The sequence below is a fragment of the Paenibacillus sp. F4 genome, assembly GCF_002894905.1.
GTDB classification, from domain to species: Bacteria; Bacillota; Bacilli; order Paenibacillales; family Paenibacillaceae; genus Paenibacillus; species Paenibacillus polymyxa_B.
This window is the reverse complement of record NZ_POVS01000016.1, coordinates 51454-63645: the sequence shown is the minus strand read 5'-3', so window position 1 is coordinate 63645 and position 12192 is coordinate 51454. Positions and strand designations below refer to the sequence as shown.

The 12192-nt window shown below is 46.2% G+C and carries 13 protein-coding genes; all 13 read right to left on the bottom strand.

Going from position 1 to position 12192, the window contains the following annotated elements:
- Positions 1 to 257 precede the first annotated feature (257 nt).
- The 13 genes from C1T21_RS18605 to cysK all read right to left on the bottom strand — a co-directional run bounded on the left by C1T21_RS18605 (position 258) and on the right by cysK (position 12174).
- Positions 258 to 791 (bottom strand): hypothetical protein, encoded by a 534-nt coding sequence (locus C1T21_RS18605; RefSeq protein WP_103049293.1) that lies wholly within the window; start codon positions 789 to 791, stop codon positions 258 to 260.
- Positions 792 to 1083: 292 nt separating this feature from the next.
- Positions 1084 to 2421 (bottom strand): TrkH family potassium uptake protein, encoded by a 1338-nt coding sequence (locus C1T21_RS18600; RefSeq protein ID WP_071639027.1) that lies wholly within the window; start codon positions 2419 to 2421, stop codon positions 1084 to 1086.
- 90 nt (positions 2422 to 2511) lie between these two features.
- On the bottom strand, positions 2512 to 4032 hold the full coding sequence (gene lysS, locus C1T21_RS18595) for a lysine--tRNA ligase (RefSeq protein ID WP_103049292.1): 1521 nt from the start codon (positions 4030 to 4032) through the stop codon (positions 2512 to 2514).
- Between the two features lie 110 nt (positions 4033 to 4142).
- Positions 4143 to 4619: a transcription elongation factor GreA gene (gene greA, locus C1T21_RS18590; RefSeq protein ID WP_103049291.1), complete on the bottom strand. Its 477-nt coding sequence runs from the start codon at positions 4617 to 4619 to the stop codon at positions 4143 to 4145.
- 214 nt (positions 4620 to 4833) lie between these two features.
- Positions 4834 to 5862: a tRNA dihydrouridine synthase DusB gene (dusB, locus tag C1T21_RS18585; RefSeq protein ID WP_103049290.1), complete on the bottom strand. Its 1029-nt coding sequence runs from the start codon at positions 5860 to 5862 to the stop codon at positions 4834 to 4836.
- Positions 5863 to 5907: 45 nt separating this feature from the next.
- Positions 5908 to 6108: a helix-turn-helix domain-containing protein gene (locus C1T21_RS18580; protein ID WP_025719314.1), complete on the bottom strand. Its 201-nt coding sequence runs from the start codon at positions 6106 to 6108 to the stop codon at positions 5908 to 5910.
- A complete protein-coding gene (folK, locus tag C1T21_RS18575) occupies positions 6060 to 6608 on the bottom strand; it encodes a 2-amino-4-hydroxy-6-hydroxymethyldihydropteridine diphosphokinase (protein WP_103049289.1) in 549 nt (182 codons plus the stop codon). Before folK ends, C1T21_RS18580 begins: the two co-directional genes overlap by 49 nt.
- 9 nt (positions 6609 to 6617) lie before the next feature.
- The gene (gene folB, locus C1T21_RS18570; RefSeq protein ID WP_023986457.1) at positions 6618 to 6980 is read right to left on the bottom strand and encodes a dihydroneopterin aldolase; all 363 of its coding nucleotides are present in this window, start codon (positions 6978 to 6980) and stop codon (positions 6618 to 6620) included.
- 163 nt (positions 6981 to 7143) lie between these two features.
- Entirely contained in the window at positions 7144 to 8010 is an 867-nt protein-coding gene (folP, locus tag C1T21_RS18565) for a dihydropteroate synthase (protein ID WP_025718318.1), read from the bottom strand.
- On the bottom strand, positions 8007 to 8903 hold the full coding sequence (locus tag C1T21_RS18560; protein ID WP_103049288.1) for an aminotransferase class IV: 897 nt from the start codon (positions 8901 to 8903) through the stop codon (positions 8007 to 8009). The genes folP and C1T21_RS18560 overlap by 4 nt, the downstream gene beginning before the upstream one ends.
- A 3-nt stretch (positions 8904 to 8906) precedes the next feature.
- The gene (gene pabA, locus C1T21_RS18555) at positions 8907 to 9482 is read right to left on the bottom strand and encodes an aminodeoxychorismate/anthranilate synthase component II (protein ID WP_013308153.1); all 576 of its coding nucleotides are present in this window, start codon (positions 9480 to 9482) and stop codon (positions 8907 to 8909) included.
- Positions 9466 to 11109, bottom strand: a complete 1644-nt coding sequence (locus C1T21_RS18550) for an anthranilate synthase component I family protein (RefSeq protein WP_103049287.1) — start codon at positions 11107 to 11109, stop codon at positions 9466 to 9468. Before C1T21_RS18550 ends, pabA begins: the two co-directional genes overlap by 17 nt.
- A gap of 126 nt (positions 11110 to 11235) precedes the next feature.
- Complete coding sequence (gene cysK / locus C1T21_RS18545; protein WP_039274029.1) at positions 11236 to 12174, bottom strand: cysteine synthase A; 939 nt, start codon at positions 12172 to 12174, stop codon at positions 11236 to 11238.
- Between the last annotated feature and the right edge of the window lie 18 nt (positions 12175 to 12192).

Sequence of the window (12192 nt, the reverse complement as noted above, 5' to 3'; positions counted from 1 at the left end):
TAGTTGTGTTGCTTCTGTTGGTCTGTGTTCAAATCGAAAGGAATACATGTATGTGAAAAAAGGTAGCGAGGCAAAAACAAGGTGACTGTCAAAGCGAGTTAAACATAAAATCCGCATATTTTTGTAAATTTTTACATTCCGATGACGGAATCACCCACCTACCGGAAGTAACCACTTCATTTTCACCAACAATGACTCTTCCGATTTGAACATCCTGAGTGACCAGCCAGATATCATCTAAGTGTAAGCCTTAACCTTTATAAACTACGCTTTTGTTTTTTGGGAGCTAAAGTATAGCTGAAGGAGACAACAAAGTCGATTGCCAGAACAATTGCCCATGTTTGCATAATGCCCTCCAAAGACATCGTACGCTGAGGATCATCAACATACACAATGATGGCGAGCAACAAAGCATTACCTATAGCCCAACCCAAAAGGTGAAGCAACCAACCTATCCGTTCCCCTTTTGCATGAGCAGCACCATACTTGCGTTCAGGCTTGGGTCCCTTACCAAACCAATGGGAGAACCGTACATCCGCCCACTTAATTAACCTATGACCAAATGCTACTGTAATACCAAAATAACAGGCCGCCAAGCCAGTAGCAGTCGTAATCTCCATGCCACTTTTCACCGTGATGAACACCGCAATCAGTAACAGGATATCAATAATGGGGGTAAATAGTAAAAGAAGACCGCCTAACTTCTTCAAGCCAAACATATACCTTGCGATCAAGCCTGCAACAACAAAAACCCAAAATAAAACTTCAGCACTAATAATAAATAAATACATAATAGATGATTCCTTTCAAATTAGAAATTGGTATTTATCTCAACTATCCCCCTTTCATGCCCACTATCATACAATATTATACATAATATTCCTAGTATTTTGTCTATAATTACATAAAAGGAAACAAATAGCCGTTTTTTCTGCGAAAAACAGTATCTGTTCAGATCATTTCGTTTTGTTCTCAAAATGGGCATTTTACATGATATGCTCCCCATAAAGAATGATGATGATCTGAAATAAAAAAAGATGTACCTATGCTAATCAGCACGGGTACATCTTTTTTACAGATACATTATCCAATTACAATATGCCCTTCGGGACGACGGTACAATGTCTTGGTCGAGCGTGGACGAATGGCATAGGCAATCGTAAGAGGACCAATTCGACCAATAAACATGGTCACACAAATAATCAACTTGCCTGCATCAGACAATCCTGGCGTCACTCCTACGGACAAGCCTACCGTTCCGATTGCGGAAGCAGCCTCAAATGCCAGGGAGAGAAATGGGGCATCCTCTGTCATTAAGAGCAGTATAACCACAATCGAGAATATAAATAGGGCTAGTACAATAATGGTCAGCGCCCGCATCATGATATCTTTGGGGACCCTATGACGGAAAAACACGATTTCCTTCTGTCCTCGCATGACGGCGATTAGCGCACCTACCATAAGCAGAAACGTAGTCGTTTTAATTCCTCCTCCCGTGGAGCCCGGAGAAGCACCGATAATCATCAGCAACATAATAAAAAACTGACTTGCCTGCCTTAACCCGCTGATATCGACTGTGCTCGTACCTGATGATCTCGTGGAGACCGATTGAAAGACAGCTCCATATACTTTGCCTTCCCAGTTCAGCGCGCCCAAGGTTCGTGCATTGGTAAACTCAAAAACAAATAAAACCAGCGCACCAATCACAATGAGCACTCCCGACACGCTAAGCACCATTTTGGAGTGTAGAGACAGTCTCCGGGTACGGCGAAAATCGAACAGATCGCTAAGTACAAGGAAACCCAAGCCTCCTGATATAACGAGCACAGATGCAATCATATTGAAAACAAAATCTCCAGCATACTGTTGGAAGCTAGTCCCAAACAGATCGAATCCTCCGTTATTAAAGAGGGATACGGAATGGAATATTCCATAATAGATTGCTTGTCCGACAGGCATCTCTCGCATCCACCGCAAAGCTAAGACGACGGCAGCTATCGCCTCAATGGTAAAAGAAAAGATCAGCACCTTGCGAATAATACGCACGATCCCTTCCATGCTATCGGCATTAATAGCCTCCTTAAGCAGCAACCGATCCTTTAACGATAATCGCCGCCCCAACAACAGCGCAAACAAGGTCGCTAAGGTCATAAACCCCAGCCCGCCTAGCTGCATCAGCACCAAAATGACGGTTTCGCCAAACATCGTATATGTTGAATCGACGTCAACAACGACCAGTCCTGTGACACAAGCGGCTGAGACGGACGTAAAAAGCGAATCAATCCAATGCGGAGCATGACCACTATGATTGGCAACAGGAAGCATCAGTAGCAAAGTACCCAATGCAATAATCAATAAATATCCGATGACCAATATAAAAGGAGGCGATGCGAACCGACTAAGCTTGACGCTGCGTTTCATTAGAGTATTCTCTCCATCCGTTCTTATGAAAAAGAGGAACAAGACACGGGAAACCCGGCTGATCCTCTATATTCATAATGTTATGTTATTCTACTGTTGGTTACGCATATGCGGGAAAAGCAGCACATCGCGAATGGAAGGCGCATCTGTCAGCAACATAACCAAACGATCGATGCCGATGCCCAGTCCACCTGTTGGTGGCATCCCGTATTCCAAGGCGCGGATAAAGTCATCATCCATTTCATGCGCCTCGTCGTTACCGTGCTCACGTTCCAGCAATTGTGCTTCAAAACGTTGACGCTGGTCGATTGGATCATTCAGCTCAGTGAACGCATTCGCATGCTCACGAGCAACCACGAACAGCTCGAAGCGATCCGTAAACCGCGGATCTTGTTCGTTTTTCTTGGCCAACGGCGAGATTTCAACCGGATGTCCAGTAATAAAGATCGGTTGAATAAGCGTTTCCTCTACGAACTGCTCAAAGAATGCATTCAGGATATGGCCAAATGTCATATGCGGTTCAACCGGAACTTTATGCTCTTTCGCAAGACGATGAGCTTCTTCATTACTCATCTGCACGCTAAAGTCTACGCCTGTTACTTCTTTAACAGCATCCACCATGGAGACTCTGCGCCATTGCGGCGTCAGATCCACTTCCTGGCCTTGATATTGAATGTGCTGTGTGCCCAGTACTTCCTGCGCAATATGTGCAACCATGTTTTCCGTCAATTGCATGATATCTTTATAATCAGCATACGCTTCATACAGCTCAATCATCGTAAACTCAGGGTTATGGCGGGTCGAAATACCTTCATTACGGTATACACGCCCGATCTCATATACTTTCTCCATTCCGCCGACAATTAGTCGTTTCAAATGGAGTTCAATAGCAATACGCATATAAAGCTGCATGTCCAATGCATTATGGTGCGTAATAAAAGGCTTCGCCGCCGCCCCGCCAGCAATGGAATGTAATGTTGGGGTTTCAACTTCCAAATAGCCGAGCGAATCGAGATAACGACGCATGGATTGAATAATACGAGACCGTGTAATGAACGTTTTTTGTACTTCAGGGTTCATAACCAAATCGACATACCGTTGACGGTAACGCAATTCAACATCCTTCAGGCCATGATATTTCTCTGGTAATGGATACAAGGATTTGGACAAGACCTCAATATCCAGTACTTTGATTGTCGTTTCGCCTGTTTTGGTCTTAAAGAGCACACCCTTAACACCAACAATATCGCCCAGATCCAAAATACCAAATGCTTTATATTTGGATTCAGGTACCGTATCTTGACGAACATAAATTTGAATACGTCCGCTGAGATCCTGTATATGAGCAAAGCTGGCTTTTCCCATCACACGTTTAGCCATAATACGGCCTGCTATGCTAACTTCAATATTCTTTTCTTCCAGTTCTTCCTTAGTCAAACTGTCATACTTGCTCAGTAGTACGCCCGCTTCAGCTGTGCGTATGTATTTGCGTCCAAAAGGATCAATGCCCAGTGAGCGAAGCTCGTCCAATTTGGCACGACGAATTTGCAATAATTCACTTAATTCCTCGCGATTTTCTTGTGATTCCTGGTTAGTAGTTTCATCCGACATGGTGCTAAATCAGCTCCTTCAATATGAATAGACGGGCCGGGGTCCGTCCGGGTGTAGAGAAAAAAAGCTTCCACAAGGAAGCTTTTACATTAAATTCCAAAGTCCGTGTCTTATTTCTTGATATCCACGATTTTATATTGAATAACGCCTGCTGGAACGGTGACATCCACGACAGTTCCCTTTTTCTTACCGAGAATTGCTTTGCCAACCGAACTTTCATTCGAAATCTTGTTCTGAAGCGGATCGGATTCAGCGGAACCTACGATAGCATACTCTGTAATATCTCCGAATTCCAAATCTTCAACGGTCACAGTTGCGCCTACTCCCACAACATCGGTGTCAATTTCATCACTATTGATAATGCGGGCATTGCGTAGCATCTTTTCCAACGTAATTACACGACCTTCAATAAAGGCCTGCTCATTCTTCGCATCCTCATATTCGGAGTTTTCACTAATATCTCCGTATCCGATGGCTACCTTAATCCGTTCAGCCACTTCGCGGCGTTTGACAGACTTTAAGTTCTCAAGCTCATCTTCGAGCTTTCTAAGACCTTCCTGTGTCAGAATGACTTCTTTATCGCTCATCTTAACCGATTCTCCTGTCATGGGAAAAGTTTAAAAGTGCATCGGAATGCACGCTTTCAAAACATAATATGCCACTCTGAGGGAATGAGAACATTTCCTGCTGTTGTCTTGAGAGCTGCACACAATTTGTAGCATACATCAAGATTTTATACTGAACGATTATAGGGCAAGCAATTGGAAAAGTCAATCGCGTGCACAGGCCGGAACAGCTTCCTTATTGCGCAACAGCAGCAGGAGAAGCAGCGCTTGTAGAAGGCTCATCGTTATCTACCATGTGCAATTGAGATACAAATTGATCCAAAATGCGTACCATATCGTCGCGCTTTGTTTCTTCCATAATGACATCCTTAATACGTGCCGAACCTTTAAACCCTTTGAGGTACCAAGCCAGATGCTTACGCATTTCACGGACAGCTACTGCTTCACCCTTCAATGCAACCAGACGATCCATATGCAGAATGGCAATACGAATTTTTTCTTCCGGTGAAGGATCGGGCAACAGCTCGCCCGTTTGCAGGTACTCAATCGTACGGTAGAGCATCCACGGATTCCCCAGAGCACCACGTCCGATCATAACGCCATCACAATTGGTCAAATCCAGCATACGGCGGGCATCTTCCGGTGATGCCACATCACCGTTTCCAATTACAGGAATGGAAACTGCTTCTTTAACTTCTTTTATAATATCCCAATTCGCATGTCCCGTATACAGTTGCTCCCGTGTACGGCCATGTACGCTAACGGCCTGACCTCCGGCACGTTCAACAGCGCGAGCGTTCTCTACGGCATAAATATGCTCGCTATCCCAACCAATACGCATTTTCACGGTAACCGGCTTGCTTACCGATTCCACTACCGCCGATACCATTTCATAAATCTTGTTTGGATCGAGCAGCCAACGAGCACCTGCGTCACATTTGGTCACTTTGGGAACCGGGCAGCCCATATTGATATCAATTATATCTGCATTCGTTTCCTGATCTACCACCTTCGCTGCTTCCACCAAAGATTCGCGGTCGCCTCCGAAAATTTGCAAGCTAAGCGGCTTCTCGCGTTCATCTACAAACAGCATCTCACGTGTACGCTTGTTGCCATGAATGATGGCTTTATCACTAACCATCTCTGCACATACCAAGCCTGTACCGAATTCCTTGGCGATCAAGCGAAAAGCAGGATTGCACACGCCTGCCATTGGTGCCAAGACGACTTGGTTTTTCATTTCAATGTCGCCGATTTTCAACATATCCGTTCACCCCTTTATTCCTTCTTTTATATCGTATACTTATCGTCATTCCGTCAGTTCCCGGACTTCAATTTCTAGCGTTTGGGCGATGATGTTCAGCATGTCTGGGTCTACTGTACGATTGCCTCGCTCCACAGCACCTAATACAGTCAAAGATATACCAGTACGTTCTGCCAACTCCTGCTGTGTGAACCCTTTTAACTTCCGAAAGGCGCGGAGTCGTTGCGCCAGCTGCATGTTTTCCAAAGCTGTATGCCGTCCTTTCCATCCACAGAATTCAATGCAGTATGCACGATACTGTACAGACCGGACGGATCTTGGGTCGGAACGATGTCAGCCAAAGGAACCAGCACAAAAGCACGCTCCAACATACGAGGGTGAGGAAGCTCCAAATCCGGTGTAGCCAGTTGCGCCGCTCCCATCCATAACAAGTCCAGATCGATGGATCGTGGACCATTAGGAATATGTCTTACTCTCCCCAGACGACTCTCCACCTCCAGCATATATACCAGAAGCTCCTCTGGAGCAAGAATTGTAGATACGGCTACCGTCATGTTCAAAAAAGAAGGTTGATCCAGATACCCAACAGGCTCTGTTTCATACAGGCTGGAGCACCGTATTACCCGTATACCTGGATGTTCGTCCAGCGCCGTAATGGCTTCATACAGGGTATGCTCGCGCTCCCCCAAATTAGCCCCTAAAGCAATATAAGCCTCTGATGCCTCAGAGGTCGAATGTGCATTCATGTATCGTTCCTACTTTCTTGCGCGATAAAGCTCAACCGTCACGCCTTGAAAATGAATATCAAACGGCGGATGCGGCTTCGTGACTTTGACAGTCAGTGCATTGACACTAGTATAAGTGTCCAGTAGGGAAGATGCAATACGTTCGCCCAAAGCTTCAATCAATTGGTAAGATTCCTTTTCTACAATATCTTTAACGGTGTAATGTACCTCGGCGTAATTAACCGTTTTGTCCAAAGCATCCTGCTCACCCGCTTCACGCAGATCAAGCTCCAGTTCCAAATCAATATAAAAACGCTGTCCCAGCTTGCGCTCCTCTGGAAAAACACCATGATATCCGTAATACTCCATACGATGCAAAACCATTTTATCCATCGTGGGTAGACCCCCTGTTTTTTATTTCAATTTTTTATAATAAATTTCTCTCTAAAAATACAGTGACTTTATGGCGCGTTGTAGCGGAATGAAGGATTTGAATCCGAAGAAGCGGAGCGTTCGCCTTTGCAATCGCAGGATCAAATCATTCATGAAGCGTCTTCTAACCACCATAACTCAGTGCATTTTTAGACCCGTACACCATCGCATCACACATACGTACGGTGCGCTTGATTTGTGCCACATCATGTACACGCACAATCTGGCACCCTTGAGCAATGCCAAAAGCAACAGTAGCCGCCGTGCCCTCCACCACATCATTCACAGGCAAATCCAGTGCTGTACGAATAAATCTTTTGCGTGACGTAGCCAATAACAGTGGAAAGCCTAGCTGACTCAATGTATCGAGAGAAGTCATGGCATGGATATTTTCATCATAATCCTTGGCAAAACCGATGCCTGGGTCTAAAATGATCTGTTCCTCACGTACCCCCGCATCCAGCGCTAATCGGATACTCTCTTTTAAATCAGACAGCATATCAGAAACCAAATCACTATAGTTACGGTCATGACGATTATGCATCAAAATGACCGGGCAATCGAATTCCGAAGCTACACGTGCCATATCAGGGTCTGCCTTAAACCCCCACACATCATTAATGATATGTGCGCCAGCCTCGAGTGCCTTTCTGGCTACTTCGGCTTTGTAAGTATCTACAGATAACGGAATGTGCGGTGCGATACGATGAATGGCCTCGACGACCGGTATGACCCGAGCCAATTCCTCTTCCACACCTACCGGATCATGACCCGGACGGGTAGACTCCCCACCAATGTCAATGATATCGGCTCCATCTTCCACCAGCTTCAATGCATGTAAAACAGCAATCTCAGGACTATAATGTAATCCTCCATCGGAAAATGAATCCGGGGTCACATTCAGTATACCCATGATCTGTGTGGAATGTCCGAGCGTAAGCTCGGCATCCCCCATTCGGTAACTACGTTGATAAAGGGTCGGTATGTTCACTTGATCCCTGCTTTCTGTCTATAATCGTGCAACAGCAAAGCTGTTATGGACCTGGGCTGCGTCAAGGGAACCGATACATGGTTCGTTGCTCCTCCCGGCTCCAACAACAAATCCACGGGCCGTATTTCTTGTATAGAGTTGGTCATAAAAACTTCATCAGCCTGTTTCAGCTCGTCCCAGCGGTACAAACCTTGCTTACAAGGAATGTCTCGCAGATGCGCCAGCTCCAAAATGAATTCACGCGTAATGCCTGGCAGAATTCCTGTAGACAAGTCAGGGGTATACAGCGTATTATTCCGCACAAAAAACAGATTGCTGACCATTCCCTCCGCCAGAAAACCATTGGCCGTAAGCATCATTCCTTCAGCCTTATAACGGACAGCCTCGGCATACTGCTGAAGTTCCCGCTTCGCAAGAATATTATTCATATAATGGAGCGACTTTAAACGAACCTCACCCTCTGGAGTGTTTCTGGGGGTTCGCAACAACTGAAGCGCCGATGGGGAAGTGGATTGCCCGGTTTGTGCATTGGTAGAGGGCAACGGTTTCGCAAACAAAATATGGTTGGGGCGCGTATAGTCACCCGTCGGCAAACCTAGCGCCTCTTCACCCGCTGATACGGTGTAACGGATATAGGCTTCATCCAGTCCATTCGCCACCATCAGATGTTGGATGTGTCTCGTAAGTTGCTCCTCATCCGGTTGAAAAGGAATGCCGAGCATTCGGCAACCTTCCTGCAGTCGATGCAGATGTCGATCCAGCAAGAATGGGACACCCTTGTAGGTGCGGAATGTTTCAAACAAGCCCATTCCGTATAAAAAGCCGTGATCACTTACGTGAATCACGGCTTTTGCGGCTTCCGTGAGGACGCCATTGACTCCGATATATTTCATGAATCAGACGCCTACCTTGCGTTTTAGGAAATTGCGTAATAATTGATGTCCGTAATCCGTAATAATGGATTCTGGATGGAACTGTACTCCTTCTACGGCAAATTCTTTATGCCGCAAACCCATAATTTCACCTTCTGCGGTTTCAGCGGTAATCTCTAAACACTCAGGCAGACTCTCGCGTTCCACCAGCAATGAGTGATACCGGGTTGCTGTGAACGGAGAAGGCAAGCCCTCAAATACCGACGTATTGTGATGAAGAATCGGTGATGTTTTACCGTGCATGAGTCGTTCAGCCCGGATAACCTTACCGCCAAAAGCCTGTCCGATGGCCTGATGACCGAGGCAAACGCCAAAAATCGGAATGCGACCTTTAAAATGGCTGATCACATCCAGTGATATCCCTGCCTCATTCGGCGTGCATGGACCCGGCGAGATCAAAATATGCTCTGGTGCCAGCTCTTCTATGCCTTTCACATCAATCTCATCGTTCCGTTTTACGGTTACTTCTTCGCCAAGTTCACCCAAATATTGAACAAGATTGTACGTAAACGAATCATAATTATCAATCACCAAAATCATACGACTCACCCTCCTGTGATACCGCTTCTCTCAAAGCGGCTTCTTCTTCACCACATTGTACCGCCTTCATGACAGCTCTGGCCTTGTTCCGACATTCCCGATATTCCCTGTACGGGTCTGAATCAATGACAATCCCCGCACCTGTCTGTAAATAGGCAGTGCTGCCTTTAACAGCTAGTGTTCTTATTATAATATTTAATTCCATATTGCCGTTATAGTCAATCCATCCAAGGGACCCTGTATAAGGCCCCCGACGAACGGGCTCTAATTCTTCAATAATTTCCATGGTACGCACCTTGGGTGCCCCGGTAATGGTTCCACCTGGAAAGGTAGCAGCAATTACATCTATAGCTGTACGACCCGGGGCTAATTTTCCCTCAACTTGAGATACCAGGTGCATAACGTGCGAATAGTATTCGACAGTCAGCAGTTCAGGCACATGCACCGATCCGTATTCGGCAATCCGTCCGATATCGTTACGCTCCAGATCAACGAGCATAATATGCTCGGCGCGTTCTTTTTCGCTTGATAGAAGCTCGGCTGCCATAGCGGCATCTTCATCCGGTGTTAGCCCCCTTCTTCTCGTACCTGCAATAGGTCGGGCGCTCACGCGTCCATCCTCCAGCTTTACCAACAATTCCGGCGAGCCACTGACGATCCGTAAATCTGGCATACGCAGCATACCCATATAAGGGGAAGGATTCAGCAGACGAAGCCATTCATATATATTTTCAGGGAGGGCTGTAAGCGCACGTTGCTGACGAATCGACAAGTTAACCTGGAATACATCCCCTTGGGCAATGTATTCCTGCACACGTCTTACGGCATGTTCAAAATCTTGTTGGTTGAATGCCGCTGTCCAACCATCTGATTCTTGATGAGCAGCCTCTAACCCCTCTTCGGCAAGCCTAGCACAACGAAGAGGGTACGCAGGATCAACCTCTCCTGCATTTATGATGTTCTTCCACTGGGTCAGCATACGTTCTGCACGTTGGGCAGCTTCCGCGTAATGCTCGCAAAGTATGGAATTTGGCCCATCCAGTATAACGCGATTGGTTAAATCGGTATCACGGCTGACTTTATCGGAATGCGCAGGAGCAGGCATATGAACAGCACAATATATACAGGATTTTTCGTGGTCGTAAATCCATAGCTCATCCACCCTCATCCATACATAATCAGGTATGCCGGTATCGTCTGCAGCTTGAGATGGCAGACGCTCCAATGAGCGAGCTACATCGTAGCCAAGATAACCCGCAAATCCTCCAGAGAAAAAAGGCATGCCAGGTACACGCGGTGCACGGTAAGGAGCGATCCAGTTGTTCATGATTTTCAAAGGTTGACCATGTAGATCTCCATGCTTCCCACTTTGCAAATCAGTCCAAACTGCATGTTCTCCCTTGCCTTCCAATATAGCAACCGGATTTAAGGCCAGATAGGTGTACCTCCCACCTTTAGCGCTCTCCAGCAAAAAAGCATATGGCGAGGAATCCTCCCAAGCCTTCCGCCACGATGACGGTAGCCCTCCCACGGGTAATGGGTACTCAGCGATATAGGGAAGTATGCTCCAGCCTTCCTCCTGCCAAACCTGCCACTGCGCCTCCGTCACTCTAGCTGTCGATTTCATCCGTGTGTGCTTCCCCTTCCCTACTTTTCAATAAGTCTACATTCTCTCCTTAAAAAGAAACCCCCACTCCCCTGCAACAGGGAAATGAGGGAATCCTTACGTATAGTATACACAATTACGACATAATTACAGCTCGAAATTGTATAGTGGTGTACTCAGGTAACGTTCTCCATTACTTGGAATAATGACAACGATCCGTTTACCCTTGCCCAATTGCTTAGCAAGTTTCAAAGCCGCATGGACAGCCGCGCCAGATGAAATACCGGACAAAATGCCCTCTTCCTTGGCCACTCTACGTGCTACCTCGAAAGCTTCATCGTTTTCTACATGAATAATTTCATCATAGATATCACGGTTTAAAATTTCAGGAATAAAGTTGGCACCCAACCCTTGGATCTTGTGGGGTCCTGGCTTACCGCCTGCTAACAGCGGGGAAGAGGCGGGCTCTACAGCCACAACTTTAATATCAGGGAATTCCTTCTTAAGCACTTCTCCGGCACCAGAAATGGTTCCGCCAGTACCTATTCCCGCTATAAAAGCGTCCAGAGTTCCGCCAATGGAACGAATGGCTTCTACAATCTCAGGACCGGTCGTTTCACGGTGAATTTTGATATTAGCTTTGTTCTTGAACTGCTCAGCAGCAAAATAATCCGGATTTTCACTCAGCAATTCTTCCATTTTTTTAACGGACCCATTCATGCCTTCTGATCCTGGTGTTAACACAAGCTCGGCTCCATAAGCACGCAACAAATTACGACGCTCTATGCTCATCGTTTCTGGCATAACGATTACTGCCTTATAGCCCTTCGCAGCAGCTACCATAGCCAAGCCGATTCCTGTATTACCGCTTGTTGCTTCAATAATGGTACCGCCTGGCTTAAGCAGACCTTCACGTTCAGCTTCTTCTACCATGCTAATCGCAATACGATCTTTTACACTGGAGCCTGGGTTCTGATATTCCAGTTTCAAATAGATTTCGGCGCTATCTTCCGGTACGATCCGGTTGAGGCGAACGAGGGGTGTTTCTCCGATAAGTTCGGTAATGTTATTAACAACTTTAGCCATGATAATTCCTCCCTGACT

Bases quoted from the DNA above. Each gene is read 5' to 3' on its own strand.
- C1T21_RS18550 (WP_103049287.1), bottom strand. From the start codon at position 11,109: ATGAAATCGACAGCTAGAGTGACGGAGGCGCAGTGGCAGGTTTGGCAG.
- folK (WP_103049289.1), bottom strand. From the start codon at position 6,608: ATGAATGCACATTCGACCTCTGAGGCATCAGAGGCTTATATTGCTTTA.
- folB (WP_023986457.1), bottom strand. From the start codon at position 6,980: ATGGATAAAATGGTTTTGCATCGTATGGAGTATTACGGATATCATGGT.
- cysK (WP_039274029.1), bottom strand. From the start codon at position 12,174: ATGGCTAAAGTTGTTAATAACATTACCGAACTTATCGGAGAAACACCC.
- greA (WP_103049291.1), bottom strand. From the start codon at position 4,619: ATGAGCGATAAAGAAGTCATTCTGACACAGGAAGGTCTTAGAAAGCTC.
- C1T21_RS18605 (WP_103049293.1), bottom strand. From the start codon at position 791: ATGTATTTATTTATTATTAGTGCTGAAGTTTTATTTTGGGTTTTTGTT.
- pabA (WP_013308153.1), bottom strand. From the start codon at position 9,482: ATGATTTTGGTGATTGATAATTATGATTCGTTTACGTACAATCTTGTT.
- lysS (WP_103049292.1), bottom strand. From the start codon at position 4,032: ATGTCGGATGAAACTACTAACCAGGAATCACAAGAAAATCGCGAGGAA.
- dusB (WP_103049290.1), bottom strand. From the start codon at position 5,862: ATGTTGAAAATCGGCGACATTGAAATGAAAAACCAAGTCGTCTTGGCA.
- C1T21_RS18600 (WP_071639027.1), bottom strand. From the start codon at position 2,421: ATGAAACGCAGCGTCAAGCTTAGTCGGTTCGCATCGCCTCCTTTTATA.
- C1T21_RS18560 (WP_103049288.1), bottom strand. From the start codon at position 8,903: ATGAAATATATCGGAGTCAATGGCGTCCTCACGGAAGCCGCAAAAGCC.